Source organism: Xanthomonas sp. NCPPB 3200 (assembly GCF_056393585.1).
In genome coordinates this window covers 1601655-1628564 of sequence record NZ_CM150785.1, presented here as the reverse complement: position 1 = coordinate 1628564, position 26910 = coordinate 1601655, and the positions used below count along the sequence as shown (strand labels likewise).

The following is a 26910-nucleotide window of genomic DNA, read 5'->3' as shown; positions in this document are numbered from 1 at the left end:
GCAGTGCTGACGCCTGCGTTGGCGCCTGTCCGTCGCGCGCCTCCAGCGGCAAGCGGCGCCGGCAAGTGAACCGGCTGCGCGGGTCCTGACGACCCGCGAGTCGTGAAACCCCAGTCCCGGCTATAATCTCCGGATTCAGCTCCACACGGATTCCGGCGATGCTCAACCAGATCAAACAAGACGCGCAGACGCGCATGACCAAGAGCATCGATGCTCTGCGCCATTCCCTGACCACCGTGCGCACCGGCCGCGCCTCTCCGGCGCTGCTGGACGGCATCAAGGTCAAGGCCTACGGCACCGACACCCCCCTCAACCAGGTCGCCAGCATCAGCGTCTCCGAAGGCCGCTCGCTGGTCATCAGCCTGTTCGACAAGGGCATGATCAAGGACGTGGAAAAGGCGATTTACGCTTCGGATCTGGGCCTGACCCCGACCGTGGTCGGCACCGTGATCCGTCTGAACCTGCCGCCGCTGACCGAGGAGCGCCGCAAGGAGCTCAGCAAGGCCGTGCATGGCGAGGGCGAAGACAGCAAGGTGGCCATCCGCAACATCCGTCGCGATGCCAACCAGCAGGTCAAGGACCTGCTCAAGGACAAGGCGGTCACCGAAGACGAGGCACGCAGCGCCGAAGACGACATCCAGAAGCTCACCGACAAGGCCATCAAGGATGTGGATGAGGTCGTCAAGGCCAAGGAACAGGAACTGATGACAGTCTGATCGTGGCATCGCCTGCCATGCATCCAGCACCTTCCGCTGCCGCCGTGCCGCGCCACATTGCCATCATCATGGATGGCAACGGGCGTTGGGCGCAGCGTCGGCGGCGTCCGCGCATGATCGGTCATCGCGCCGGCGCGCGTGCGGTCAATCGCACCATCGATTTCTGCCTGGAAAAAGGCGTCTCGGCGCTCACCCTGTTCGCGTTTTCCAGTGAAAACTGGGGCCGCCCGCAGGAGGAAGTCGATGCGCTGATGAAGCTGTTCCTGCATGCGCTCGATCGCGAGGTCGACGAACTGCAGCGGCGCGGCGTGCAGGTGCGCTTCATCGGCGATCGCAGCCGTTTCGCTACGCCGCTGCGCGAACGCATGGCCGCCGCCGAGCGCGTCACCGCCGCCAATGCGCGGCTGGTGCTGAGCATCGCCGCCAGCTATGGCGGCCGCCAGGACATTGCGCTGGCCGCGCGGGCATTGGCCGAAGAAGTGGCCGCCGGCCGCCTGCAACCGCAGCAGATCGACGAAGCGCTGCTGGCCAGCCGCGTCGCGTTGGCCGATCTGCCGGCGCCGGACCTGTTCATCCGCACCGGCGGCGACACCCGCATCAGCAATTTCCTGCTGTGGCAGCTGGCTTATACCGAACTGTGGTTCACCGAAACCCTGTGGCCGGAGTTCGATGCCGGCGTACTGCAGCAGGCACTGGATGACTATGCCGGGCGCGAACGTCGCTTCGGCCTGACCAGCGCCCAGATCGCCGACAAGGCGACGGAGAGCTCCTCCGCATGACCAAGACCCGCGTGATTGCCGCGCTGATCATGGCGCCGCTCGCCATCTGCGCGATCGTGCTGCTGCCCACGCAATGGCTGGCGGCGCTGGCGGCGATCCTGTTCCTGACCGGCCTGTGGGAGTGGCTCAAGCTCTCCGGCATCGACGACAGCCTGCCGCGCACCGTGCTGCTGATGCTCAATCTGCTGCTGATGGTGCTGATGGTGTGGGCCTCGGCCGGCTCCATGGTGCTGTTCCAGATCGCCGCCCTGGTGGGGGTGGTCTGGTGGCTGCTGGCGCTGCTATGGCTGCGCTTTTTCACCTTCGGTGCCGATCACGGCAACGGCCAGGCGCGCGCGCTCAAGCTCGCCGCCGGCACCCTGGCGGTCCTGCCGGCCTGGGCCGCGCTGGTGCTGCTGCACGCCAACCCGGACAAGGGCAACCTGTGGCTGCTGACCGCGCTGACCATGGTGTGGGCGGCCGATTCGGGCGCCTATTTCGCCGGCCGCGCGTTCGGCAAGCACAAGCTGGCGCCGCGGGTCAGCCCGAACAAGACCATCGAAGGCCTGCTCGGCGGCCTGGTCGCCGGCATCGTGGTCGCCTGCGCATTCGGCTGGCTGGCCGGGCTGACCCTGGCGCACGTGCCGCAGCTGGTGCTGGTCTCGGCGGTGGCGGTGCTGGCCTCGGTGCTGGGCGATCTGTTCGAGAGCCTGCTCAAGCGCCACGCCGGCGCCAAGGACTCGGGTGCGGTGATTCCGGGCCATGGCGGCGTGCTGGATCGTATCGACGGCGTGCTCGCCGCCCTGCCGGTGTTCGCACTCGGCAAGGAAATTCTCGGATTCTAGGCATGGCTGGCTCCCCTCTCCGTCAGGTCGCCGTGTTCGGCGCTACCGGCTCGATCGGTGCGTCGGCACTGGATGTGATCGCCCGTCATCCGCAGCGGCTGCGCGCCAGCGTGCTGTCGGCCGGCAGCAAGGTCGACGAGCTGCTGGCGCTCTGCGTCACCCATCGCCCTGCGCATGCGGTGATCGCCGACCCATCCCTGTATCCGGCACTGCGCGACGGTCTGCGCGCGGCCGGATTGGCCACCCAGGCGCACGCCGGCTCCGACGCCCTGGACGCGCTGGCCGCCAGCGATGCCTGCGACACCGTGGTCGCGGCGATCGTGGGAGCGGCCGGCCTGCCCTCCACGCTTGCCGCAGCCCGCGCCGGCAAGCGCCTGCTGCTGGCCAACAAGGAATCGCTGGTACTGGCCGGCGAGCTGCTGACCCGCACCGCGGCGGCGGCCGGCGCCGAGATCATCCCGATTGACAGCGAACACAGCGCGATCTTCCAGTGCCTGCGCTCCTGCGACGCCAGTCGCGGCGTGCGCCGGGTGATCCTGACCGCGTCCGGCGGGCCGTTCCGCGGCTGGGACCGCGCCGCGCTGAGCGCTGTCACCCCCGCGCAGGCGGTCGCCCATCCCAAATGGTCGATGGGGCCGAAGATCTCGGTGGATTCGGCGACGCTGATGAACAAGGGCCTGGAAGTGATCGAAGCGCATCACCTGTTCGGCCTGCCCGGTGCGCAGATCGACGTGCTGGTGCACCCGCAGAGCCTGGTGCACTCGCTGGTGGAATTCGTCGACGGTTCCACCCTGGCCCAGCTCGGCCTGCCCGACATGCGCACCACGCTGGCGGTCGGCCTGGCGTGGCCGGAGCGGGTCGAGTCCGGGGTTGCCGGGCTGGACCTGCTGACCCAGGGGCGGCTGGATTTCGAGGCGCCGGACACCGCCGCATTCCCATGCCTGCGCCTGGCCTGGGAGGCGCTGGAGGCCGGTGGAACCGCCCCTGCGGTCCTGAACGCGGCCAATGAAGTGGCTGTTTCAGCGTTTCTTCAGGGCCAGGTGGGTTTCCTAGCGATTCCCGCGTTGGTCGAACACACACTGACAACGCTCCCACGGCACAATGCCGACTCCCTCGACACCCTGCTTTCTGCCGATGCGCAAGCGCGGCAGATCACCGAACGCGCCCTCGCCCATCACCGCCTTCATGCCTGATCGATTTACGCAGACGAGTTGCATCCATGGGTGATTTCATCGGTTCGGTCTGGTGGATGATCGTCAGCCTGGGCGTGTTGGTGACCTTCCACGAATTCGGCCACTTCTGGGTCGCGCGCCGCTGCGGCGTCAAGGTGCTGCGCTTTTCGGTGGGCTTCGGCAAACCCCTGTGGATGCGGCGCGACCGTCACGGCACCGAGTTCGTGGTGGCGGCCATCCCGCTGGGCGGCTACGTCAGGATGCTCGACGAGCGCGAAGGCGACGTACATCCGGCCGAGCAAGACCAGGCCTTCAACCGCAAGACGGTGTGGCAGCGCATCGCCATCGTGGCCGCCGGCCCGATCGCCAACCTGCTGCTGTGCATGGCGATGCTGTGGGCGATGTTCGTGGTCGGCAAACAGGATTACTCGGCCACCGTCGGCCGTGCCGATGGCCTGGCCGCCGAAGCCGGCCTGACCCCGGGCGAGCGCATCGTGCGCATCGATGGGCGCGATGTCAGCAGCTGGAGCGATGCCAGCATGCAGCTCACCACCGCAGCCATGGACAAGCGCGATATCCGCGTGCTGACCGCCACCGACGGCGCCGGCAACCGCGAGCACACGCTGCGGCTGTCGCAGCTGCCGGCCGGCTTTGACGAGCGCCGCGTGGCCTCGCTGGCCGGCATCGGCTGGCAGTTCATGCTACAGCCGCCGGTGGTGGGCCAGGTGGTCGCCGGCTCTGCGGCGCAGGGGCTGCTGCAGCCGGGCGACCGCATCGTGGCCATCGACGGCCAGCCGATCCGCTCGGCCGACGAGATTCCCGCCCAGCTGCAGGCACTGGGCGCGCAGGGCGGTACCGGCATGATCGAGGTCGCGCGCGGCGAAGACCGGCTGGCGCTGGAAATCGCCCCGCGCCGATCGCCGCAGGGCCAGTGGCTACTGGGCGTGGGATTTGCGGCGGCGCAGGCGCCGGCCTACGACAGCCGCCAGCAGTACGGCGTGTTCGCCGCGGTGCCGGCGGCGATCCGTGAAACCGGCCGGATGACCGCCGATTCGCTGGGCATGATGAAGCGCATGCTGACCGGCCAGGCCTCGGTCAAGAACATCTCCGGGCCGGTCACGATCGCGCGCGCGGCCAACGCCTCGGCCGAACGCGGGCTCGACTGGTTCCTGTATTTCCTCGGATTGCTGTCGCTCAGCCTGGCGATCATCAACCTGATGCCGATCCCGATCTTGGACGGTGGGCATCTGCTGTATTACCTTATCGAGTTGGTCAAGGGCAGCCCGATCAGCGAACGGGCCATGATTGCCGGGCAATATGTCGGCCTGGCGGTCCTGGCCGGGCTGATGGGACTGGCGTTCTACAACGACATCCTCGGCCTGGTTCCACGATGAAGCTGCTCCACTCTTTCCGCCTGTTGTCGTCGTCATACGTCGGCATCCAGCAACACCCGAAATCGACTCCAACCGGATGTGACATGACGCGTCTTCCCACTCGCCGCCTGCTTGCCCTCGCTCTTGCCGCCGGCCTCAGCCTGCCAGTTGTTGCCCTGGCCGCAGAGCCGTTCGTTGCCAGCGACATCCGCGTCGACGGCCTGCAGCGCATCGCCTCCGGCACCGTGTTCACCTATCTGCCGGTGAACCGCGGCGACACCGTGGACGATGCCAAGGTCGCCGACTCGATCCGTGCGCTGTACCGCACCGGCTTCTTCGAGGACGTGCAGCTGGATCGCCAGGGCAACATCCTGGTGATCACCGTGAAGGAGCGTCCGGCGATCAACAAGCTCACCGTGACCGGCAACAAGGACATCAAGTCCGAGGAGCTGCTCAAGGGCCTGGGCGACATCGGCCTGACCGAAGGCGGCACCTTCGATCGCCTGAGCCTGGACCGCGTGACCCAGGAACTGACCCGCCAGTACAACAACCGCGGCAAGTACAACGTCGAGATCACCCCGACGGTGAGCCCGCTGGACCGTAACCGCGTGGATGTGGCGATCGCGATCAAGGAAGGCAAGGCGGCCAAGATCCGCCACGTCAACCTGATCGGCACCGAGAAGTTCGCCAACGAGGACATCCTGGAGAACTGGGAATCCAAGGAGCACAACTGGGCCTCGTGGTACCGCCGCGACGACCAGTACTCCAAGGAAAAGATGTCCGGCGACCTGGAGAAGCTCAACTCCTGGTACCTGGACCGCGGCTACGTGGACTTCAGCATCGACTCCACCCAGGTGTCGATCAGCCCCGACAAGCGCGACATGTTCGTCAGCGCCGGCGTCACCGAGGGCGAGCAGTACAAGATTTCCGAGATCAAGGTCACCGGCGACACCGTGCTGCCGCAGGCCGACATCGAGCGCCTGGTCATCCCCAAGGCCGGCGACATCTTCTCGCGTGCGCTGCTGGAGTACACCTCCGATGCGATCACCAACACGCTGAGCAACGTCGGTTACGCGTTCGCCAAGGTCAACCCGATCCCGACTCCGAACCGCGAGGACCGCACCGTTGCGGTGAACCTGCAGGTGGTGCCGGGCCCGCGCGTGACCGTGCGCCGCATCCTGTACAAAGGCAATAGCCGCACCTCCGATGAGGTGTTGCGCCGCGAAATGCGCCAGTTCGAAAATACTTGGTACTCGCAGGCGGCGATCGACCGTTCCAAGATCCGTCTGCAGCGCCTGGGCTACTTCGAGAGCGTGGACGTGGAAACGCCGGCGGTGCCGGGCAGCAACGACCAGGTCGACGTGGTCTACAACGTCAAGGAAACCACCTCCGGCAGCTTCGTGTTCGGCCTGGGTTATTCGCAGAGCTTCGGTGTGACCACCTCGGTGCAGTTGTCGCAGAACAACTTCCTCGGCGGCGGCAACCGGGTGGCGGTGGAAGCCTCGCGCAGTAGCTACCAGCAGCGCTACGCGTTCTCCTACACCAACCCGTTCTTTACCGACGACGGCGTGTCGCTGGGCTACAACCTGTCGTGGCGCTCGCTGGACTACTCGGACTTCAATACTGCGCAGTACAACAGCAAGAATGGCTCGGCGCAGGTGGTGTTCGGCGTGCCGATCACCGAGAACGACACCATCTCCGCGATGGTCGGCGTCGACAGCAACCAGATCAACACGTTCCCGAACCAAACCCCGCAGGCGATCATCGACTACATCGATGCGGTCGGCACGCGCACCTTCCATGCCTGGCGCACCGAGCTGGGCTGGGCACGCGACACCCGCAACGACTTCTTCATGCCGACCCGCGGCATGTACCAGCGCGTCGGCCTGGAGACCACCCTGCCCGGCTCCACGGTCGAGTATTACAAGTTCAACTACCAGATCTCCAATTACTGGCCGATCATCCCGGCGATCGTGTTGAACACGCGCTTCGAGCTGGGCTACGGCGACAGCTATGGCAACGACAGCACGCGTGACGTATGTGGCGTCGTTGCCAATAACGCTTACACGGAACAGGCTTGCGACGGTAACAACCGGCTTCGCACCATCACTGCCACCGGCCTGCCGTTCTACGAGAACTTCTACGCCGGCGGTACCAACTCGGTGCGCGGCTTCGAAGACAACACGCTGGGTCCGCGTTCGGAACGCACCCTGAACTACACGCGCGGCCAGCCGCTGGGTGGTTCGTTCAAGACCGTCGGTTCGGTGGAAATGTATTTCCCCAAGCTGTTCGACAGCCCGTCGGCACGCGTATCGGCGTTCTTCGACTTCGGTAACGTCTACGACGGCGTGGATAACTTCAAGGCCAACGAGCTGCGTGCGTCCACCGGCGTGGCGCTGTTGTGGCGCGCACCGGTCGGCCCCATCTCGATCAGCTACGCGTTCCCGCTGAAGAAGGAAGACAACGACGAGATCGAACGTCTGCAGTTCACCTTCGGCGGCCAGTTCTAACAGCCAACGGCAACAAAAAGGCGGCCCGCGCGTGCGGGCCGCCCGTGTATCGCAGGTGGGGTGTCGGCCGGTCAGAACCAGCTGTCGAACCAGGTGGACACGGTGTTGGACAGGCAGCTGGCGATGTCGCCGGCAGGCAGGCTGAGACACTGCAGCTGCTGCTCACCGATCGCCTTGCCCTGCTCGATATCGAAGGATTGGGCCGATGCACTCGCGACCGCGCCCATCATGACCAGACCACCAAGGATGGAAAGAACGGTTTTCATATGCTTGCTCCTGGATTCGCCGCTTGATTGCGACAGGACCCTAGATACGCAGGCTTTGTTGGGAACTGTTTAATGGTGTTTTTTCCCCGTTAAAGCGGCGCTCCCACATTTACAAGAGGTTCACCCCGATGCGCTTGACCGCCAGTGCAATTGCCGAACAATTTGGGTTGACCGTCGTTGGCGATGGCGCCGTCGAAGTCAGTGGCGTCGCCACCCTGGCGCATGCCGGCGCCGGGCAACTGAGCTTTTTGTCCAATCCGCGCTACCGGCCGCAACTGGGCCAGAGCCAGGCGGCCGTGGTGGTCCTGCGCGCCGACGATGCGGCGGATGCACGCGGCACCGCGCTGGTCGCCAAGGATCCCTATACCGCCTTTGCCAAGATCGCGGCCTTGTTCGACGTGGCGCCGGTGCGCGAACCGGGGATCCACCCTTCCGCGGTGATCGATCCCAGCGCACAGGTTTCGCCGAACGCCCACGTCGGCCCGTTCGTCAGCATCGGTGCGCGCAGCCGCGTGGGCGACGGCTGCGTGATCGGCACCGGCAGCATCATCGGCGAAGACTGCGTGGTCGAGGACGGCAGCGAGCTGCTCGCCCGCGTCACCCTGGTCACCCGGGTGCGCCTGGGCAAGCGCGTGCGTATCCATCCCGGTGCGGTGATCGGTGCCGACGGCTTCGGCCTGGCGATGGATGCCGGGCACTGGATCAAGGTCCCGCAACTGGGCGGCGTGGTGATCGGCGACGACTGCGAGATCGGCGCCAACACCTGCATCGACCGCGGTGCACTGGAAGACACCGTGCTGGAAGAAGACGTGCGCGTGGATAACCTGGTGCAGATCGCGCACAACTGCCACATCGGCGCGCATAGCGCCATCGCCGGCTGTACCGGGATCGCCGGCAGCGCCAAGATCGGTCGTTACTGCCTGCTCGGCGGGCATGTCGGCGTGGTCGGGCATCTGGAGATCTGCGACAAGGTGGTGATCACCGGCAAGTCGGTAGTGCGCAATTCCATCCATGAGCCGGGCGAGTATTCGTCCGGCACCCCTCTCACCGACAATCGCACGTGGCGCAAGAATGCCGCGCGCTTCAAACAACTCGATGTGCTGGCAAGGCGCATCCTGGCTGTGGGCAAGGAGAAAGAATGAGTCACCCCACTTACGAGCTGCCGATCGACGTCAACCAGATCCAGACGCTGATCCCGCACCGCTACCCGTTCCTGCTGATCGACCGGGTCATCGAGCTAGACCTGGATGCCAAGCGCATCGTCGGGCAGAAGAACGTCAGCATCAACGAGCCATTTTTTCAGGGCCATTTCCCCACCCGCCCGGTGATGCCCGGCGTGCTCATCATCGAGGCACTGGCGCAGGCCGGTGGCGTGATGACCCAGCTCGGCCTGGGGCGCGACGCGCTGTCCAAGCTGTTCTACATGGTCAAGGTCGACAACGCCCGCTTCAACAAGCAGGTGGTGCCGGGCGACGTGCTGATGCTGGAAGTGCAGATGAAGCGCCTGATCCGCAACATGGGATGCTATTACGGCGAGGCCAAGGTCAACGGCGAAGTCGTGGCCAGTGCCGAAGTCATGTGCGCCGGCGCCAAGGAATAACCGTTTTGGAGGTGAGACACGATGCGTGATCAAGCACCCTTGATTCATCCCACCGCCGTCATCGATCCGTCGGCGCAACTGGCCAGCGATGTGCGCGTGGGTGCGTTTTCGCTGATCGGCGCCGATGTGCAGATCGATGCGGGCACCGAGGTGGGGCCGCATTGCTCGATCCACGGCCCGACCCGGATCGGCCGCAACAACCGTTTCATCGGCCACGCCGCGATCGGTGGCGAACCGCAGGACAAGAAGTACGCCGGCGAGCGCACCGAACTGGTGATCGGCAACGGCAACGTGATCCGCGAATTCGTCACCATCAATCGCGGCACTGGCGGCGGTGGCGGCATCACCGTGGTTGGCAACGACAACTGGATGCTGGCCTACACCCACGTGGCGCACGACTGCCATGTCGGCAACCACTGCGTGTTCTCCAACAACACCACGCTGGCCGGCCACGTCACCGTGGGCGACTACGTGATCATCAGCGGCTTTGCCGGCGCGCATCAGTTCTGCCGGATCGGCGCGCACGCCTTCCTGGGCATGGGCGCGCTGACCAACGGCGACGTGCCGCCGTTCACCATGGTCGGCAGCGAATCGCTGGGCCGCCCGCGCGGCATCAACAGCGAAGGGCTCAAGCGGCGCGGCTTCGATGCCGAGCGCATCACTGCGATCAAGCGCGCCTACCGCACGCTATACGTCGCCGGCCTGCCGCTGGCCGAAGCCAAGCTGCAACTGGCCGAACAGGCCAAGAGCAGCGAAGACGTGCGCGGACTACTCGAGTTCATCGAGGCGGCGGAAAGGCCGTTGTTGCGATGACGGGAATCGGGAATCGGGAATCGGGAATCGATGCAGGCGTGCATGCAGACGCGCCTGCCGCCGGCCCATCGTCAGCACTTCCGATTCCCCATTCCCCACTCCCGATTCCCAGCGCGCAAACGCGCGCCCCGCGCATCGCGCTGATCGCCGGCGAAGCCTCCGGCGACATCCTGGGTGCGGGCCTGATCGAACAGCTGCGGCGCCGCTATCCGGGCGCTGAATTCGTCGGCATCGGTGGCGATGCGATGCGTGGTGCCGGCTGCCAGACCTGGTTCGATGCCAGCGAACTGGCGGTGATGGGGCTGACCGAAGTGCTGCAGCATCTGCCGCGGCTGTTGAAGCTGCGCCGCGCCTTCCGCGAGCGGGTGCTGGCGTGGAAGCCGGACGTGTTCATCGGCATCGACGCACCCGATTTCAATCTATCGGTCGAGCGCTGGCTCAAGCAGCGCGGCGTGCGCACCGTGCATTACGTCAGCCCGTCGGTCTGGGCCTGGCGCGAGAAGCGTGCGGAAAAGATCGGTGCCAGCGCCGACCTGGTGCTGTGCCTGTTTCCGATGGAACCGCCGATCTATGCCAGGCACGGCATCGATGCGCGCTTTGTCGGCCACCCGATGGCCGACGACATCGCCTACCAGGCCGATCGCGCAGCCGCACGCGCCAAGCTGGGCCTGTCCGCGTCCAGCACGGTGCTGGCGGTGTTGCCCGGCAGCCGGCATGGTGAAATCAGCAAGCTCGGCGATACCTTCTTCCAGGCCGCCTGGCTGGTGTCCGAGCACCTGCCCAACCTGCACGTGCTGGTTCCCGCGGCCAACCCCGGCTGCAAGCAGCTGCTGGCCGAACAATTGTCGCGGTCGTCGCTGCCGGTGCTGCGTTCGCACCTGCTCGATGGCCAGGCGCGCACCGCGATGCTGGCCGCCGACGTGGTGCTGCTGGCGTCGGGCACCGCCACGCTGGAGGCGATGCTGGTCAAGCGCCCGATGGTGGTCGGCTACAAGGTCGCCCCGCTCACCTACCGCATCGTCAAGACGCTGGGCCTGCTCAAGGTCAACCGCTACGCGCTGCCGAACATCCTGGCCAACGACGATCTCGCCCCCGAGCTGATGCAGGACGACTGCACCCCGGAACGGCTGTGCGTGGCCCTGCTGGACTGGTTCAAGCACCCGGAAAAGGTCGCCGCCCTGCAACCGCGCTATCTCGCCCTGCACGCCGAACTGCGCCGCGACGCATCGGCACGCGCGGCCGATGCGGTGGCTGGGCTGCTGACGCAGCCGGAATCGGGAATCGGGAATCGGGAATCGGCAGGAGCCGGGTCGTGAAGCGCTTAACTTCCCACGGTGCCGTTCTCGTTCCGACGGCGCAGGACGCGCTTTTTCACGATTCCCCAGTCCCGATTCCCGATTCGCGTTTGATCGCCGGTGTCGACGAAGCGGGCCGCGGCCCGCTTGCCGGGCCGGTGGCGGTGGCGGCGGTGGTGTTCGACCCGAGCAAGCCGCGCATCAACGGGCTGGACGATTCCAAGCAGCTGAGCGCGCAGCGGCGCGAGCAGTTGTATGCGCGCATCGTCGAGCGGGCGCTGGCGTGGTCGGTGGTGCTGATCGACAGCGAGGAGATCGACCGCATCAACATCTACCAGGCGACCATGCTGGGCATGCGGCGTGCGGTGGAGGGCGTGGCGCATGTGGCCGGGTTTGCGCGCATCGACGGCAACCGGGTGCCCAAGGGCCTGCCCTGCCCGGCCGAGGCCTTGATCGGCGGCGATGCGCTCGATCGCGCCATCATGGCGGCCTCGATCGTGGCCAAGGTCACCCGCGACCGCCTGATGCACGCCCTGCACGCCCAGCATCCGGAATACCGCTTCGATCAGCACAAGGGCTACGCCACGCCAGTGCATCTGGCCGCGCTGCGCAGCCACGGACCCTGCCCGCAGCACCGCCGCAGCTTCGCCCCGGTGCGGCGTGCGTTGGGCATCGAGGCGACGCAGTCGCCGTGGGACGTGCCCTGCGCGGCCCCGGCCGATGACCTGCTGCTGGCCGACTGACCGACCGCCCTCCAGGTGAACCTGGAACGGTAATGGCGTCCTCCCATCGCTTGGCGCGCATGCCGCCGCTGCGGCCATGGCCTGGAGCGTCGCGTCCCGCACACGCAGCCCCGCACGCCTGCCGATCCGCGCAATCGCCACCGTCGCGCTGCGCGCAGCTAGCCAAAGCCTGAATCGGCCGCACCGCCCAGCCCCCGTGGCAGCTGGCCGCGGCCCTGCGCCGGCGCTGTCAAGCCTTGTTCGACCCGACCACGCTCGCTACCCTGACCACGCATTATTCCGGTCTCGCATGTCCACTTCCCGCTTCGTCCATCTGCACGTCCACACCGAGTTCTCGCTGGCGGATTCCACCATCCGTGTGCCCGAGAAACCGGATCAGGCTGACCCGAAAAAGGCCAAGCAGGCCAACCTGCTGAGCCGCGCGGTCGAACTCGACATGCCCGCGCTGGCGGTCACCGACCTCAACAACCTGTTCGCGCTGGTCAAGTTCTACAAGGCCGCCGAAGGCGTGGGCATCAAGCCGATTGCCGGCGCCGATGTGATGATCGCCACCCCGGACATGACGCCCTGGCGCATGACCCTGCTGTGCCGCGACCGCGAAGGCTACCTGAGCCTGTCGCGCCTGCTGACCCGCGCCTGGATGGAAGGCCACCGCCCCGAAGGCGGCGTGGCGATCCACCCGGAGTGGCTGCAGAGCGGCCACGCCAACCTGTTCGCCCTGGCCGGGCGCGACAGCCTGGCCGGGCGCCTGTTCGGCGAGGGCCGCGCCGACCTCGCCGAGCAGCAACTGGCCGACTGGCAGCGCGTGTTCGGCGATGGACTGCATCTGGAACTGACCCGCACCGGGCGCGAAGGCGAGGAACGCTTCAACCAGTTCGCGCTGCATGCGGCCGGTGTGCGCGGCCTGCCGGTGGTGGCCAGCAACGATGTGCGCTTCCTGTACGCCAGCGACTTCAATGCCCACGAGGCGCGGGTGTGCATTTCCTCCGGCCGCGTGCTCGACGATCCCAAACGTCCGCGCGAGTACAGCGACCAGCAATACCTGAAGTCCGGCGACGAAATGGCCGCGCTGTTCGCCGACGTGCCCGACGCGATCGACAACACGCTGGCGCTGGCACAGCGCTGCAACATCGAGATGCGCCTTGGCACCTACTTCCTGCCCGCCTACCCGGTGCCGGAAGACGAGACGCTGGACAGCTGGATCCGCAGCCAGTCGCGCGCGGGCCTGGCCGCACGCCTGGAAAAGAACCCGATCGCGCCCGGCAAGACCCGCCAGGACTATGTCGACCGGCTGGAATTCGAGCTGGACACCATCATCAAGATGGGCTTCCCCGGCTACTTCCTGATCGTGGCCGACTTCATCCAGTGGGGCAAGAACCAGGGCATTCCGATCGGCCCGGGCCGCGGTTCCGGTGCCGGCTCGCTGGTGGCCTGGGCGCTGCAGATCACCGATCTGGATCCGCTGCCGTACAACCTGCTGTTCGAGCGCTTCCTCAACCCGGAACGCGTGTCGATGCCCGACTTCGACATCGACTTCTGCATGGATCGCCGCGACGAGGTGATCGACTACGTGGCGCGCAAGTACGGCCGCGACCGGGTCAGCCAGATCATCACCTACGGCACCATGGCGGCCAAGGCGGTGGTGCGCGACGCCGGGCGCGTGCTTGGCTTCAGCTATGGTCTGGTCGACAGCGTCGCCAAGCTGATCCCCAACATCCTGGGCATCACGCTCAAGGATGCGATGGGCGAAGGCAAGGACTCGGAGATGGCCTCGCCGGACCTGATCCAGCGCTACCAGGTCGAAGACGACGTACGCGATCTGATGGATCTGGCCCGTCAGCTCGAGGACCTCACCCGCAACGCCGGCAAGCACGCCGGCGGCGTGGTGATCGCGCCCGAACCGCTCTCCGAGTTCTGCCCGCTGTTCGCCGAACACGACCAGGACGGACGCGGCAAGAACCAGGTCACCCAGTTCGACAAGGACGACGTCGAAGCGGTCGGCCTGGTCAAGTTCGACTTCCTCGGCCTGCGCACGCTGACCATCATCGATTGGGCGGTCAAGGCGATCAACGTGCGCCACGCACGCGCCGGCATCGACCCGGTCGACATCAGCGCCATTCCGCTCGACGATGCCCCCACCTACAAGGGCGTATTCGCCTCGGGCAATACCGGCGCGGTGTTCCAGTTCGAATCCTCGGGCATGCGCCGCCTGCTCAAGGACGCGCGCCCGGACCGTTTCGAAGACCTGATCGCGCTGGTGTCGCTGTACCGCCCCGGCCCGATGGACCTGATCCCGGACTTCAACGCGCGTAAGCACGGCCAGCAGGAGATCGTCTACCCGGATCCGCGCACCGAAGTCATCCTCAAGGACACCTACGGCATCATGGTGTACCAGGAGCAGGTGATGCAGATGGCGCAGATCGTCGGCGATTATTCGCTGGGCGGCGCCGACCTGCTGCGCCGCGCGATGGGCAAGAAGGTGCCGGCCGAAATGGCCAAGCACCGCGAGATCTTCCGCGAAGGCGCGGCCAAGGGCGGAGTGAGCGCGGCCAAGGCCGACGAAATCTTCGACCTGATGGAGAAGTTCGCCGGCTACGGCTTCAACAAGTCGCACGCCGCCGCCTACGCGCTGGTCAGCTACCAGACCGCCTGGCTGAAACGGCATTACCCGGCCGAATTCATGGCCGCGACGCTGTCCTCGGACATGGACAACACCGACAAGGTGGTGGGCTTTCTCGACGAGGTGCGCAATCTTGGCCTGACCGTCAAGCCGCCGCGCGTCAACGAGTCGGCCTACATGTTCGAGGCCGCCAGCCCGGACACCATCCAGTACGGCCTGGGCGCGATCAAGGGCGTCGGCCAGGGCGCCTGCGAGGCGATCGTCGAAGAACGCCAGCGCGGCGGCCCCTACACCACCTTGCTGGATTTCTGCACGCGCGTGGGCACCGCCAAGCTCAACCGGCGCACGCTGGAAGCGATGATCAACGCCGGCGCGATGGACGGGCTGGGCAAGAACCGCGCCTCGCTGATGCTGCAGCTGCCGGAAGTGGTCAAGGCCACCGAGCAGCTGGCGCGCGAACGCGCCTCGGGCCAGAACTCGCTGTTCGGCGGGCCGGACCCGAGCGCGCCGGCGCTGCGTCTGGACCTGCCCGAAAGCAAGGAATGGCCGCTGGGCCAGTTGCTCACCGGCGAGCGCGAAACGCTGGGCTTCTATCTCAGCGGTCACCCGTTCGACCCGCACCGCGACGAAGTGCGCGAGCTGGTCGGCTGCGACCTGGGCGCGCTGGAGAAGATCCTCGCCTCGCAACAACGCGGCGGTGGCGGCGGTGGCGATGGCGAGAAACGCGCCTGGCGCCCGGAAGTCAGCGCGATCCTGGCCGGCCAGGTGATCGGCGTGCGGCGCAAGGGCGACAGCCAGGTATTCGTGCAGCTCGAAGACGGCCGTGGCCGGGTCGAATGCAGCGCTTTCTCCGATGCGATGGCCGAGTTCGGGCATCTGCTCACTCGCGACCGCATCCTGATCGTCAAGGGCGGCCTGCGCGAGGACGAATTCAACGGCGGCTACAGCCTGCGCATCCGCCAATGCTGGGACTACGAGCAGATCTGCGCCGACCACGCACAGCGCCTGTCGCTGCGCCTGGACCTGCGCGAGAAACAGGCCTGGAAGCGCATCGACGCGCTGCTGGCCAAGCACCGCCCCGGCAAGACCCCCCTGCGCCTGGACCTACTGCTGCGCGCCCCGACCGGCGGCGTGGCCGGCATGCTCGACCTCAACGGCAGCCACTCGGTGCGGATCGACCAGCAGCTGATGGACAACCTGCGCGCCGATCCCGCGGTGCGGACCTTGAAGATCAAGTACAGCCCTCCATGGGCTTGAGGGGCGGGGATTGGACATTCGGGATTCGGGGTTGGCAACAGCAGCCCGGACGCAGCAGCGCCGCTGTTGCCAATCCCGAATCCCCACTCCCGAATCCCTGCCGTGCATCCGAACGGCCCCGTACGGGTCGAAGGCAGCGCTTCAGCTACACTCCCCGCCTTACGTCGACGACACCACTGCATGAATCCTAACTACCTCGACTTCGAGCAACCCATCGCCGATCTGGAAGCAAAGATCCAGGAACTGCGCAAGGCCAGCACCGGTCCTGCAGTCAACGTGGACACCGAGGTGCGCGCGCTGCGCGACAAGCTGCGCGTGCGTACCGCACAGATCTTCCGCGACCTGTCGGCCTGGCAGGTCTCGCAGCTGGCGCGCCACCCGCAGCGCCCGTACACGCTGGACTACATCAACACCATCTGCGACGAATTCCAGGAACTGGCCGGCGACCGCGCCTATGCCGACGACAAGGCGATCGTCGGTGGCCTGGGCCGTATCGATGGCCGCGCGGTGGTGATCATCGGCCACCAGAAGGGCCGCGACACCAAGAGCAAGGTTGCCCGCAATTTCGGCATGCCGCGCCCGGAGGGCTACCGCAAGGCGCTGCGCCTGATGAAGCTGGCCGAGCGCTTCCGCCTGCCGTTGCTGACCTTCATCGACACCCCGGGCGCCTATCCGGGCATCGGCGCCGAAGAGCGCGGCCAGTCCGAAGCGATCGCGCGCAACCTGCTGGAGATGGCCGAACTGAAGATCCCGGTGATCTGCACCGTGATCGGCGAAGGCGGCTCCGGCGGCGCGCTGGCGATCGGCGTGGGCGACCGCACCTTGATGCTGGAATACGGCACCTATTCGGTGATTTCGCCCGAAGGCTGCGCCTCGATCCTGTGGAAGGACGCGGCCAAGGCCAAGGACGCGGCCGAGCAGCTCGGCTTGACCGCCAAGCGCCTGAAAGGCCTGGGCCTGGTCGACAAGGTGATCCGCGAACCCACCGGCGGCGCGCATCGCAATCCCGAGCAGATGGGCAAGCGCCTCAAGGCGGTGCTGCTCAACGAGCTGGAAGCGCTGGAAAAGCTGCCGGTCGAGGGCCTGCTGCAGCGTCGTTACGAGCGCCTGCGCAGCTACGGCGCCTACGAAGGCAACTGATCGGAGGTCTGCCGGGGCGATGGTGCTGCACGCAGCATTGCCAGCCAGCAAGACGATTGCCCACCATGGAAGGACCTGTTCAGATATGAGCCCGCTACTTCTGCTGTCGCTGGTATTGCAGGCCGCCTGCTGCGTACACGTGGTGCGCAGCGGCCGCCCCTTGTACTGGATCTTCATCCTGCTGGCGTTTTCGTTGCTGGCGGTCCTGGTCTACGTGTGCGTGGCGGTGATCCCGGACCTGCGCAACGACCCGACGGCGCGCCGTGGCCTGCGCAAGGTGCGTCAGCGCATCGATCCGCAACGCGAACAACGCGACGCATCGCGCCAGCTGGATGTGGCCGACACCCCCGAGAATCGCCGTCGCCTCGCGCAGACGCTGCTGGAACAGGGTGACTACGCGCGTGCCGCCGAGCTGTATCAGGGCGCGCTGCGCGGCATCTACCAGGACGATCCGGACCTGATGCTGGGCCTGGCCAAGGCCCAATACGGGCTGGGCCAGGCCGCAGACACACGCAAGACGTTGGACGCGTTGATCGCGGCCAATCCGAATTTCCGTTCGCACGACGGGCACCTGCTGTACGCACGCGCAGTCGAAGACAGCGGCAGCATCGACGAGGCGCTGCACGAGTACGAGACGCTTGCGCAAGGCTATCCGGGCGAAGAAGCACGCGTGCGTTATGCGCAGCTGTTGTTGCGCGCCGCGCGCCCGCAAGACGCCAGGGCCGTCTTCGAGCAGGTGCTGCGCCACGCAGCCGCCTCCCCCAAGCATTACCAGCGCGAGCAGCGCGCCTGGATCGACCTAGCGCGCAAGGGACTGAGCGAGCTCGGTGCCCAGGCGTGATCTCCGCCTGACGCGATACTCAAGCGGCGAAACACGGATGGTGAGAGCACCGTGTTCCCAGAAGACTGGTACGCAACGATAGAGTGCCGCGATGCCCAGAAAGCCTGGGATGGCGGCAAGCCTGAAGGCCCGGATCGATCACCTGCTGCAATCGTCGATGCAGCCGTTTCGCAATCGCGCCCTGGCGGAATCCCTCGACCATCCGCGCCACATCACCGCCGTGCTGCGCGAACACGCCAGCGACGACCGGCGCATCCGGCGAGCGCATGCACCGCCCGGGTGTTGTGTCAGAACGGCTTGGCCAGCACCAGCCAGATCACCCCGACCAGCAACACCACCGGCACTTCATTGAACAGCCGCAATGCGCGGCCGCTGGGCAGGCTGCGGCCCTGATCCACGCCCTTCAACCAGCGCCCGGCCACGATGTAATGCGCCAGGATCAAGGCCACCGCAAACAGTTTTGCGTGCAGCCAGCCACCGGCCACCATCGTCGGGAAATCCGGAATCACCCGATAGCCCTGCCACAGCACCGCGCCCAGCAGCAGCGCCAGTCCCAGCATGCTGTGGCCGAATTTGTAGAGGCGGCGCCCCATCAGCACCAGGCGCGTGCGCACCGCAGGCTCGGCACCGGCTTCGGCGATATTGACCAGGATGCGTGGCAGGTAGAACACCGCCGCCATCCACGCAGTGACGAACAACAGATGGAAGGTCTTGATCCACAGGTACAGGGTCATGTGCTGGCTTCGCTGGCTGGCGTAGGATGGCCCGCATTTTCACCTATCCGCCGACGCGAAAGCACCTGACGTCCATGTCCGAACCCGACGACAAGCAGTACGACGCCCACTATTTCCGCCGCTGGTACCGGGATGCCGGGCTGGCCGACCCTGCGCGTCTGCGACGCAAGGTCGCACTGGCGGTGAGCCAGGCCGAGTACTACCTGGAGCGCCCGATCCGCAGCGTGCTGGATATCGGCTGCGGCGAGGCGGCCTGGCGTGCGCCATTGCTGGCGTTACGCCCCAAGCTGAGCTATCTGGGCTTCGACAGCAGCGCCTACGCGGTGCAGCGTTACGGACGCAGCCGGCAGATCCACCCTGCCCGCTTCGGCGATTTCGCCTGGCTGCGCCCGTGCGCGCCGGTGGATCTGCTGATCTGCTCGGACGTGCTGCATTACGTACCCACGCGCGAGTTCAACCAGGGCCTGCCGGGGTTGGCCGAGATGTGCGCGGGCGTGGCATTTCTGGAAACCTTCGCCGAAGAGGATGCCTTCGAAGGCGACCACGATGGTTTTCAGGCGCGGCCGGCGCGCTGGTATCGGCGCCGCTTCGCCAGCGTGGGGTTTGCTGCACTCGGCTCGCACTGCTGGTTGTCGCCGCAGTTGGCCGATGAGGCGGCTGCGCTGGAGCGCGGCTGAGCAAGACGTTGGCCGGTGAGGCACGCACGGCGAGTGGCTTCGCCGCGTCCCCTCACCCCACCCCCTCTCCTGCAGGAGAGGGGCTTTAGTTCACGCATCCCTCCTCGCAGGCTGAGCGGCTTCATTTCCTTCTCCCGCCGGGAGAAGGTGCCCGCAGGGGCGGATGAGGGTGCGTGCGAAGCCTGGTGGGGATCGAGCGCTGATGAGGGTTGAGTGCACTGGGCTTTGCCGCGCACCTCACCCATCCCTGCCCTGCAGGAAAGAGGACGCGTCCAGCAGCCATAGGGTTCTGGGACGAACGCGCGCTTTCGGCTCGCACAGCCATCCGAAGGATCACCAATCGCGGCAAACAAAATCGCGGCCAATCAACGCGCTGACGCCTGCCATAAGTCGTATGACAGCCTCTACCGTCCGCAGCCCCATTAAGGTGCAAATGCGCCAAAGGGGGTATGCTGCGCGGCAGCAAAGAGCCGCACGGATGGGTGGAATGCTTTATCAACTGCACGAGCTGACCCGCAATCTGCTAGCCCCTTGGGTGCACCAGGCCCAGGCGAACGCCAAGATGTTCTCCGACCCCGACAGTCTGTGGGCCTCGCTCCCGGGCGCCGAACGCATGGCGGCCAGCAATGAGCTGTTCCATCGCCTGGGCAAGGAATACGAAAAGCCGGCCTGGGCGCTCGACGATGTCGAGGTCGACGGCCATTCGTTGCCGATCATCGAACGCGAGGTGCTGAGCAAGCCGTTCTGCCGTCTGCTGCGCTTCAAGCGTTTCAGCGACCATGTCGAGCTGATCGGCACGATGAAGCAGCAGCCGGCCGTGCTGGTGGTGGCGCCGTTGTCCGGCCACCACGCCACCCTGCTGCGCGACACCGTGCGCACCCTGCTGCGCAACCACAAGGTCTATGTCACCGACTGGGTCGATGCGCGCATGGTGCCGCTGGAAGCCGGCGCCTTCAGGCTCGAGGACTACATTAGCTACATCCAGGAGTTCATCCGTCACATCGGCGCCGAGCGCCTGCATGTGGTGAGCGTTTGTCAGCCCACCGTGCCGGTGCTTGCGGCGGTGTCGCTGATGGCCACCAACGACGAACCCACGCCGCGCTCGCTGGTGATGATGGGCGGGCCGATCGATGCGCGCCGCAGCCCGACCCAGGTCAACAACCTGGCCACCGAAAATGGCATCGAGTGGTTCCAGAACAACCTGATCCACACCGTGCCGTTCCCGTATCCGGGCCACGGCCGGCAGGTGTATCCGGGCTTCCTGCAGCATGCCGGCTTCCTGTCGATGAACCCCAACCGGCACGTGATGTCGCATTGGGATTTCTACACCGACCTGGTCAAGGGCGACCTGCAGGACGCGCAGGCGCACCGGCAGTTCTACGACGAATACAACGCCGTGCTCGACATGCCGGCCGAGTATTACCTGGACACCATCCGCGTGGTGTTCCAGGACTTCCTGCTGCCGCAGGGCAAGTGGAAAGTGGATGGCCAGCTGGTCAAGCCGTCGGCGATCCGTAATACCGCACTGCTCAGCATCGAGGGCGAACTGGACGATATCGCCGGCCTTGGTCAGACCGAAGCGGTGCACGATCTGTGCACCGGGATCGACGCGGCGCATCGTCGTCATCTGGTGGTGGAAGGTGCCGGTCACTACGGCATCTTCAGCGGCCGTCGCTGGCGCGAAGTGGTGTACCCGCAGGTGCGCGAATTCATCGCTCGCTACGATGCCGACCCGGTCGGCAGCCGCGACCCCGCCACCGTCACCCCGATCCGCAAGCGCGGCAAGCGCGCCTGATCGGCCGACAAAAAACGCCCCTTGATCGAGACCGATCAAGGGGCGTTTTTTTATGCGCAGATTTTTGGTTCGCGTAAAGACAGCGCACTGCGTGGCAACGTGCGTGGCGCCCGCACAAGACAGTTTGCCGGTCGCTTTATTGAAACTGCTTGCAACCACGCCCACCGACCATCTTCGATGGTCCTTGCCCGCCCACCGTCGCGGGACCTTACGCGGCACGGATGCCGCGTAAGAGCCTACACGGACGTACTTGCGGCGTGTCCTGCGAGGGTGGGCGGGCAAGGGCCTGCAGCCAAGCTGCAGATCCGCCGCTCCACAACTGATCCATGCGCGCTATCCAGACTCCTCATGACGCAACGTCTAGAACAATCGAGACTTAAAACGGTGGCGTCGTTTAGCCACAATCGGATGCTTAACTCAAAAGCTTGTGATTCGAGCGCGCGGTGCCCTCGCCGCTCGCGGGACACGCCGTGAATCCGTCCCTGGAGGCTCCTCAGCGGCATCCATGCCGCTGAGGGTCCCGCAACCGGCGAGGACACCGCACCAGAGAGTTGGTTGGTTGCTTTGTTTAAAACCCTGCACAACGACCATCTCGACTGGTCCTTGCCCGCTCACCGTCGCGGGACCTTACGCGGCATGGATGCCGCGTAAGAGCCGACAAGGACGTACTTGCGGCGTGTCCTGCGAGGGTGGGCGGGCAAGGGCCCTGCAGCCAAGCCACAGGGCAGTCGCCCTGCAACTGCTCCATCCGAACTACCCAATCACCCACGCGACAAACGAACTTCATATCGTCGCGTCTGTCAGGCCTTGCACTGCAGACTACGTAACACTGCAGCGATCGCAGCCGCGTGCCATACAACCCGCAACCACACGCTGCACTCAGCCTTCACCGCTCTTGACCAGCAGGTGCTTGGCGAACATGCCGTGCAGCTTGCCGAAGGCGCGTGCCAGATGCAGCGTGACGAACAGCAGCAGCACGCCCACGACGAACAACGGCAGCGTCAGCCAAGCGCTGGTGACATCCACACCATCCCAGGTCAGCACCGCCGTGTTGTCGAACAGCAGCACCAGCGGTGAAGCGGCCAGGCCCAGCGCCAACGACAACAAGGTGGTGAACACGCTGAAGTAGACGATGCCCAGCGGCAGCATCAGCAGGAAGTACAGCATCGTGCTCCAGGTACGCGCATCGGTGAACATCGCGCCGATGCGTTGCAGCCAGCCACCTTGCGGCCCCGGATGGGCGGGACGACGCGGCATGCGCACGCCCAGCAGCGTCTCCACCACGCGGCCTTCCACCAGCGACAGCACCCGCACCGATCCGAAGAACAGCACCAGCAACGGCACGCCGATGATCAGGATCATCAAACCGGCCGACAGACTCGCACCGGTGATCACCCAGGTGAAATAGAACACGCCGGTGACCAACGACAACAACATGTAGAACAGCGCGCCGTAGCTGCGTGGATCGGCAGCCACGCCGAAGAACCTGCCGAACCATGTGCTGCGTCTGCGCGGCAGCGGCGGGCGCAGTGCACGTGTCACTGTCACTTCGGTTTCGCGATAGATCTCGGCCACTTCATCCGGTGCACCATAGCTGCCTGCCACGCCGGCGATCACCTCCGCTTCGCTCTTGCCGGCCTGCTCGGCCAGTTCGGCGCGTAAGTACTCTTCGGCGTCGTAGAGCGCGTCCTGGATCATCGCCGGGTCCGCGCCGGCCAGGGCCTGGCGCAATTGCGCCAGGTAATCGGGAATGGTGGTCGGCAACGGGCGTGCCTGCGCGACGGTCGTCATGAGTGGGTCCCCTCCAGCACTGAGTCAACGGAATCGCGGGTGGCGCGCCAGGCGGCGGTCCAGTCGCGCAGGCAATCACGCCCGGTTTGGGTGATGCGGTAATAGCGCCGCGGTGGGCCGGACGCCGACGGCTCGACATGGCTTTGCAGCAACCCTGCCCCCTCCAGATTGCGCAGCACTGGATACAACGCGCTCTGCTTGCCGCTCAGCACGCCGTCCAGCCGCTCCATGCGCTTGGCGATCAGATAGCCGTACAGCGGCTCCTCGGCCTGCGCCAGCACCGCCAGCAAGGCCAGCGACACCGTGCCGGCACTCAGCTCTTTCTGAAATTTCCGCAGGTAGGCATCGGGTTCGCTCATCGGCCATCTCCGCTAGGTCGAAGGCAATGCTATTGCGAAGTTGGGTATAGTGGATGTGCCGGTAGTCATGAGAATTGAGAATCGGGAGTGGGGAATCGGAAAAGCACGTCCCTTCGCCCGAGTCGCTTATGTGTTCCCGATGGCTTTATTGCCGGTGTACCGAATTATTTTTTGAGAGTCGTGCGCTGCCGACGAAGCGTGCTCTACCGATTCCCCATTCCCGATTCCCCATTCCCGGCTTCATCAACGCGCTCATGTGCTTAGAACCATTGGGTTACTCCCTTTGCGGCAGCGCTCCACTACAGTCAGTGCCCACTGAGCCGATACCACTCGCTCAGACGACTCACTTTTTCGATAGGGCGACACGATGCGACTAGCACGCTTGGCACAGCCGGCCATGGCTGAAACTTCCTTTGGTGCCACCCGGCGCCTGTGCTTGGCGATCGGGTTGTCACTGCCGGGACTGGGGTTTGCGCAGGCGCAGACCGCGCCGGTCAACGCCGAGCAGACCCAGCCGGAGCCTGCAAAGGCTGCGCCCGCCGCTCCGGCAGCGCCCGCTGCCGCGAAGGGTTATCCGCTGGAAGCGCAGGGTTGGGGCGCCAAGCAGGGCGGCAACATGTGGCAGGTGCGTTGGGCCGAAGACTGGTCGTATCTGAAGGATCCGTCCAAGCGCAAGAGTCCGTTCGATCCGCTCAAGTACATTCCGTTCAATGACTCGGGCGATGTGTATGTCTCGCTCAGCAATGAATTGCGCGTGCGCAGCAACACCATCACCAATCCCGGTTTGATTCCCGGCAGCCATTCGCAGCAGCAGTATCTGTTGCGCGCGTTCTTCGGCGCCGACTTCCATGTCGGCGAGCATTTCCGTCTGTATACGGAACTGGCGCACGGCAGCCTGGATGGACGCAACGAAGGTACCAAGACCGGCACGCAGGAAAACAACGCGATCCTGCAGCAGGTGTTCTTCGATGTGAAAGGACGCGTCAAAGATGCCGACCTCGGCCTGCGAGTCGGTCGTCAGGTGTTTGTCGATGGCCCCACCACGCTGATGGCATTGCGCGACAACACCGATATTTTCGTGACCTTCAACGGTGTGCGCGCCTGGGCGATCGGCGAAAAGACCCGCGTGGACCTGTTCGATTTCAACTTCAACCTCGATGGCACCGAAGGCCTGGGCGACGATCGCATCGACCGCTCGCGGCACTTCCGCGGCGTGGTCGGCGGCTATCGCATGCCGACCGCCAAGCCGATGTACCTGGAGCCGTTCTTCTACCAGTTCCGCAACGACAATCAGGTCTGGGGCCGGCAGACCGCCGAAGAAAACCGCAACTATTACGGCCTGCGCCTGTTGGGCAATGTGGGCAAGCTGCGCACCGACTCGTTCGTGACCGTGCAGCGCGGCAGCTACGGCGGGCGCGATCTGCGTGCCTACATGGCCAGCACCTCCAATGCCTGGACGCTGAGCGAATCGGGCTGGAAACCGCGGCTGGGCTTCCATAGCGAAATCGCTTCCGGCGGCGGTGGCACCTCCGGCACCGGCACGCTGCGCAACAACAACTTCCTGTACGGCAATACGATCTACTTCAGCTGGGCCACGTTCTTCGGCCCGGTCAACCTGGTCACCGCCGCGCCCACGTTCACCTTCTCGCCCACTTCCAAGATCACCGTGAACCTGGAATGGGAAACCCTGTGGCGGCAGACCACCAGCGATGCGATCTACAACAACCAGGCACGCGCCTACGCCCGCACGCAGAGCACCGGCGAGCGCCGCATCGGCACCATGCCGCGCATCAACGCCACCTGGAACATCGACCCGAACTGGTCGGTGACCTTCCGCGCCGAACACCTGATGGCCGGGCCCGCGCTCGAAAAGGCCGGTTACGGCGATTCGACCTTCGTGATGGGCTGGTTGAATTTCCGGTTCTAAGCCCGCGCTACGAGCGGCGCGTTGCGTTGCGCAGCGCGCTCTTGCGCGTCCATGCGAGCAGGCGGAAGAAAGCTGATGTTGATCGCAACGCTGCACGCTTTCGCTATCACAGATGGCGGCACTGCCAACTTGGTGTATAGGCCTTCCTACGCAGCACGCAAGACGATGCTCCGCCAGCAGATGTAGCGGCAACCCAAAGCGGGGCTGAGATGGATCGCATGCATCCGCCCCACCCGTCCGCTGGCCTTCAATGCTTAGGGCGCCTGGTTCTTCGGGGCCACTGCCGCCCCGGGCTGATGCGCCATCCGGCTGCCTGCGAGCGGCCACAGATCTTCCACGACACCGTCTTCAGGCCTGGCGTATTGACGCAGCTGCATGCTCAGGCCGTCCGCAGCGGGCTGCAGTGGTCGCGCTTGCCCGCGCAGCGCTGGCGGCAAGCCGGCAAGGCGCTGCTCGAGTGTCTGCGCATCACCAGGGTGATCGCGTAACCACAGCACGGCCGATAACGCGCGCAGTGCAGCGGCAGTGTCTTGCCGCTTGTGCTGGTAATTTGCATAGTCAGGGCGTGCCAGACCCGCCAACAGACACCCCACTGCATTGGCAAAGCAACCCATCGAGATGGTGTCAGGCACTGGAATCAGTGCCTGCGGCACCGCTTGATCCTGCGCCAGCACGGCCCGTACCGGCGCGCTGCATGCCCAGGTATAGGTCGGAGCCATCAGCGCATGAGTGCGTTCCTGGTCGAGTAGATGCAGCGACAATCGATCGTCCCAGGACAGATCGGTTGCCTGGCCGTTGTGGCTGGCTTCCTGAAATATCGAAAGCGCCATCCTTGATTCGCCGTGCAATGCGTCGCACAGCGAGATCTCATCGACCGCAAGCGGCGCAAATGCGGCCAGGCAGTGCGCAGGCAACGGATGCTGCGCCGGCAGCTCGGACAGCATGTCGGCAAGCAGGTGCGCATTGGTGCGCAGCATCGCCGCGCCAAGCATCGGCATGAGCAGATTGTCGCCGCTGCGCAGCAGTACGCGTGCAACCTGCGCATCGGTGCAGACACCCGCCAACGCCTGTGTGGTGCGCCCTTGCACAAAGTCCAGCGCGTTGCTGGTCATCGACACATTGAACCGAGGCAGTGGCGGCAACGGCGCAGTGGCAGAAGGCGGGAACGGGCTTCGGTAATCGGCGTAACCGGCCAGATCGCGCAGCTTGAACAACAACGGTATCTGGGTAGCCAGCGCATCGGCATAGGCTTGCGGCTGCTGACGCACGCGGTCCAGGCAGCCGGCATGGCGCGCGCATGGCGCCGGGGCTGTGGCCGGCCAATCCGGGTGGCGCGGATAGCGCGTGGCCGCACTCTGCAGCTGCATGCCTGCCGGCAAGCGCGCGAACCGCTGCACATCCTGCGCAACCAGCGCATTCCGCTGCGCATCGGGTACCGCGTACCCCAACGACCATAGCGCGGCGAACATATTGGGCCCACGCAGCGGCGGCTGCGGTTGACGCAGTTGCGCCAACGCCTGGCGCTGCGCGTCAGGAATCGGCCAGCGCGCGGAGATCGCGTACAGGGCCACCAGCAGGGCAATCAGGATGCATAGCCCCAGTAGGGCCGACTTGAGGAATTTGGCGAGCATGCGGGGGCAACCGTCCGTGGATGAGCTGTGCCATCTTAGAGCGGTCC

The 26910-nt window shown here is 65.6% G+C and carries 22 protein-coding genes; 17 read left to right on the top strand and 5 right to left on the bottom strand.

The annotated features are described in order from the left end of the window. The first annotated feature begins 158 nt into the window (after positions 1–158). The 6 genes from frr to bamA all read left to right on the top strand — a co-directional run bounded on the left by frr (position 159) and on the right by bamA (position 7374). Complete coding sequence (gene frr, locus AC06DU_RS07020; RefSeq protein ID WP_016902392.1) at positions 159–716, top strand: ribosome recycling factor; 558 nt, start codon at positions 159–161, stop codon at positions 714–716. A 17-nt stretch (positions 717–733) separates the two neighbouring features. Beyond that, entirely contained in the window at positions 734–1495 is a 762-nt protein-coding gene (uppS, locus tag AC06DU_RS07015; protein WP_024940375.1) for a polyprenyl diphosphate synthase, read from the top strand. Beyond that, a complete protein-coding gene (locus tag AC06DU_RS07010; RefSeq protein ID WP_126965527.1) occupies positions 1492–2319 on the top strand; it encodes a phosphatidate cytidylyltransferase in 828 nt (275 codons plus the stop codon). The genes uppS and AC06DU_RS07010 overlap by 4 nt, the downstream gene beginning before the upstream one ends. 2 nt (positions 2320–2321) lie before the next feature. Then, entirely contained in the window at positions 2322–3512 is a 1191-nt protein-coding gene (locus tag AC06DU_RS07005; protein ID WP_054591613.1) for a 1-deoxy-D-xylulose-5-phosphate reductoisomerase, read from the top strand. Positions 3513–3538: 26 nt separating this feature from the next. Next, positions 3539–4885, top strand: coding sequence for an RIP metalloprotease RseP (rseP, locus tag AC06DU_RS07000; protein ID WP_039528268.1), 1347 nt, complete (start codon positions 3539–3541; stop codon positions 4883–4885). Between the two features lie 83 nt (positions 4886–4968). Continuing rightward, positions 4969–7374, top strand: a complete 2406-nt coding sequence (bamA, locus tag AC06DU_RS06995; RefSeq protein ID WP_065031795.1) for an outer membrane protein assembly factor BamA — start codon at positions 4969–4971, stop codon at positions 7372–7374. A 71-nt stretch (positions 7375–7445) separates the two neighbouring features. On the opposite strand, the gene AC06DU_RS06990 is transcribed toward bamA, so the two are convergent. Beyond that, positions 7446–7640: a hypothetical protein gene (locus AC06DU_RS06990; protein WP_046342163.1), complete on the bottom strand. Its 195-nt coding sequence runs from the start codon at positions 7638–7640 to the stop codon at positions 7446–7448. A gap of 128 nt (positions 7641–7768) precedes the next feature. Between AC06DU_RS06990 and lpxD the strand changes: the two genes are divergently transcribed. The 8 genes from lpxD to AC06DU_RS06950 all read left to right on the top strand — a co-directional run bounded on the left by lpxD (position 7769) and on the right by AC06DU_RS06950 (position 17949). After that, positions 7769–8782: a UDP-3-O-(3-hydroxymyristoyl)glucosamine N-acyltransferase gene (lpxD, locus tag AC06DU_RS06985; protein WP_046342162.1), complete on the top strand. Its 1014-nt coding sequence runs from the start codon at positions 7769–7771 to the stop codon at positions 8780–8782. After that, positions 8779–9240: a 3-hydroxyacyl-ACP dehydratase FabZ gene (gene fabZ / locus AC06DU_RS06980; RefSeq protein WP_016902400.1), complete on the top strand. Its 462-nt coding sequence runs from the start codon at positions 8779–8781 to the stop codon at positions 9238–9240. The genes lpxD and fabZ overlap by 4 nt, the downstream gene beginning before the upstream one ends. 21 nt (positions 9241–9261) lie before the next feature. Then, positions 9262–10053 carry an acyl-ACP--UDP-N-acetylglucosamine O-acyltransferase gene (lpxA, locus tag AC06DU_RS06975; protein ID WP_478203879.1) on the top strand — a complete coding sequence of 264 codons (792 nt, stop codon included), beginning with the start codon at positions 9262–9264 and terminating at the stop codon, positions 10051–10053. Further along, positions 10050–11369: a lipid-A-disaccharide synthase gene (gene lpxB / locus AC06DU_RS06970; protein WP_478203877.1), complete on the top strand. Its 1320-nt coding sequence runs from the start codon at positions 10050–10052 to the stop codon at positions 11367–11369. The genes lpxA and lpxB overlap by 4 nt, the downstream gene beginning before the upstream one ends. Then, complete coding sequence (locus AC06DU_RS06965) at positions 11366–12091, top strand: ribonuclease HII (protein ID WP_115676597.1); 726 nt, start codon at positions 11366–11368, stop codon at positions 12089–12091. The genes lpxB and AC06DU_RS06965 overlap by 4 nt, the downstream gene beginning before the upstream one ends. Before the next feature lie 289 nt (positions 12092–12380). Next, positions 12381–15968, top strand: coding sequence for a DNA polymerase III subunit alpha (gene dnaE, locus AC06DU_RS06960; RefSeq protein WP_065031798.1), 3588 nt, complete (start codon positions 12381–12383; stop codon positions 15966–15968). Between the two features lie 180 nt (positions 15969–16148). Continuing rightward, on the top strand, positions 16149–17108 hold the full coding sequence (locus tag AC06DU_RS06955; protein ID WP_016902405.1) for an acetyl-CoA carboxylase carboxyltransferase subunit alpha: 960 nt from the start codon (positions 16149–16151) through the stop codon (positions 17106–17108). 85 nt (positions 17109–17193) lie between these two features. Next, on the top strand, positions 17194–17949 hold the full coding sequence (locus AC06DU_RS06950; RefSeq protein ID WP_046342159.1) for a tetratricopeptide repeat protein: 756 nt from the start codon (positions 17194–17196) through the stop codon (positions 17947–17949). A gap of 287 nt (positions 17950–18236) precedes the next feature. Here the strand turns inward: AC06DU_RS06950 and AC06DU_RS06945 are convergent, their stop codons facing one another. Beyond that, the gene (locus AC06DU_RS06945) at positions 18237–18683 is read right to left on the bottom strand and encodes a CopD family protein (RefSeq protein WP_016902407.1); all 447 of its coding nucleotides are present in this window, start codon (positions 18681–18683) and stop codon (positions 18237–18239) included. Between the two features lie 74 nt (positions 18684–18757). On the opposite strand from AC06DU_RS06945, the gene AC06DU_RS06940 reads away from it, so the two are divergent. Continuing rightward, positions 18758–19360, top strand: a complete 603-nt coding sequence (locus tag AC06DU_RS06940) for a methyltransferase (protein ID WP_167704363.1) — start codon at positions 18758–18760, stop codon at positions 19358–19360. A gap of 487 nt (positions 19361–19847) precedes the next feature. Beyond that, positions 19848–21155: a polyhydroxyalkanoate depolymerase gene (locus AC06DU_RS06935; protein ID WP_039520278.1), complete on the top strand. Its 1308-nt coding sequence runs from the start codon at positions 19848–19850 to the stop codon at positions 21153–21155. 879 nt (positions 21156–22034) lie between these two features. Here the strand turns inward: AC06DU_RS06935 and AC06DU_RS06930 are convergent. Then, the gene (locus tag AC06DU_RS06930) at positions 22035–22946 is read right to left on the bottom strand and encodes a sensor domain-containing protein (RefSeq protein WP_478203876.1); all 912 of its coding nucleotides are present in this window, start codon (positions 22944–22946) and stop codon (positions 22035–22037) included. Next, a complete protein-coding gene (locus AC06DU_RS06925; RefSeq protein WP_016904272.1) occupies positions 22943–23305 on the bottom strand; it encodes a PadR family transcriptional regulator in 363 nt (120 codons plus the stop codon). The genes AC06DU_RS06930 and AC06DU_RS06925 overlap by 4 nt, the downstream gene beginning before the upstream one ends. A gap of 367 nt (positions 23306–23672) precedes the next feature. Between AC06DU_RS06925 and AC06DU_RS06920 the strand changes: the two genes are divergently transcribed. Further along, positions 23673–25232, top strand: a complete 1560-nt coding sequence (locus tag AC06DU_RS06920) for an alginate export family protein (RefSeq protein ID WP_478203874.1) — start codon at positions 23673–23675, stop codon at positions 25230–25232. 254 nt (positions 25233–25486) lie between these two features. Here AC06DU_RS06920 and AC06DU_RS06915 read toward each other — a convergent pair whose 3' ends face one another. Next, complete coding sequence (locus AC06DU_RS06915; RefSeq protein ID WP_054591623.1) at positions 25487–26863, bottom strand: hypothetical protein; 1377 nt, start codon at positions 26861–26863, stop codon at positions 25487–25489. Positions 26864–26910: the final 47 nt, after the last annotated feature.

Excerpts from the sequence above, each read along its gene's own strand:
- AC06DU_RS06925 (WP_016904272.1), bottom strand. The coding sequence starts at position 23,305 with ATGAGCGAACCCGATGCCTACCTGCGGAAATTTCAGAAAGAGCTGAGT.
- AC06DU_RS06915 (WP_054591623.1), bottom strand. The coding sequence starts at position 26,863 with ATGCTCGCCAAATTCCTCAAGTCGGCCCTACTGGGGCTATGCATCCTG.
- fabZ (WP_016902400.1), top strand. The coding sequence starts at position 8,779 with ATGAGTCACCCCACTTACGAGCTGCCGATCGACGTCAACCAGATCCAG.
- AC06DU_RS06940 (WP_167704363.1), top strand. The coding sequence starts at position 18,758 with ATGTCCGAACCCGACGACAAGCAGTACGACGCCCACTATTTCCGCCGC.
- frr (WP_016902392.1), top strand. The coding sequence starts at position 159 with ATGCTCAACCAGATCAAACAAGACGCGCAGACGCGCATGACCAAGAGC.
- lpxD (WP_046342162.1), top strand. The coding sequence starts at position 7,769 with ATGCGCTTGACCGCCAGTGCAATTGCCGAACAATTTGGGTTGACCGTC.
- bamA (WP_065031795.1), top strand. The coding sequence starts at position 4,969 with ATGACGCGTCTTCCCACTCGCCGCCTGCTTGCCCTCGCTCTTGCCGCC.
- AC06DU_RS06945 (WP_016902407.1), bottom strand. The coding sequence starts at position 18,683 with ATGACCCTGTACCTGTGGATCAAGACCTTCCATCTGTTGTTCGTCACT.
- AC06DU_RS06990 (WP_046342163.1), bottom strand. The coding sequence starts at position 7,640 with ATGAAAACCGTTCTTTCCATCCTTGGTGGTCTGGTCATGATGGGCGCG.
- AC06DU_RS06920 (WP_478203874.1), top strand. The coding sequence starts at position 23,673 with ATGCGACTAGCACGCTTGGCACAGCCGGCCATGGCTGAAACTTCCTTT.
- AC06DU_RS07010 (WP_126965527.1), top strand. The coding sequence starts at position 1,492 with ATGACCAAGACCCGCGTGATTGCCGCGCTGATCATGGCGCCGCTCGCC.
- lpxA (WP_478203879.1), top strand. The coding sequence starts at position 9,262 with ATGCGTGATCAAGCACCCTTGATTCATCCCACCGCCGTCATCGATCCG.
- lpxB (WP_478203877.1), top strand. The coding sequence starts at position 10,050 with ATGACGGGAATCGGGAATCGGGAATCGGGAATCGATGCAGGCGTGCAT.
- AC06DU_RS06950 (WP_046342159.1), top strand. The coding sequence starts at position 17,194 with ATGAGCCCGCTACTTCTGCTGTCGCTGGTATTGCAGGCCGCCTGCTGC.
- AC06DU_RS07005 (WP_054591613.1), top strand. The coding sequence starts at position 2,322 with ATGGCTGGCTCCCCTCTCCGTCAGGTCGCCGTGTTCGGCGCTACCGGC.
- uppS (WP_024940375.1), top strand. The coding sequence starts at position 734 with ATGCATCCAGCACCTTCCGCTGCCGCCGTGCCGCGCCACATTGCCATC.
- dnaE (WP_065031798.1), top strand. The coding sequence starts at position 12,381 with ATGTCCACTTCCCGCTTCGTCCATCTGCACGTCCACACCGAGTTCTCG.
- AC06DU_RS06930 (WP_478203876.1), bottom strand. The coding sequence starts at position 22,946 with ATGACGACCGTCGCGCAGGCACGCCCGTTGCCGACCACCATTCCCGAT.
- AC06DU_RS06955 (WP_016902405.1), top strand. The coding sequence starts at position 16,149 with ATGAATCCTAACTACCTCGACTTCGAGCAACCCATCGCCGATCTGGAA.
- rseP (WP_039528268.1), top strand. The coding sequence starts at position 3,539 with ATGGGTGATTTCATCGGTTCGGTCTGGTGGATGATCGTCAGCCTGGGC.
- AC06DU_RS06935 (WP_039520278.1), top strand. The coding sequence starts at position 19,848 with ATGCTTTATCAACTGCACGAGCTGACCCGCAATCTGCTAGCCCCTTGG.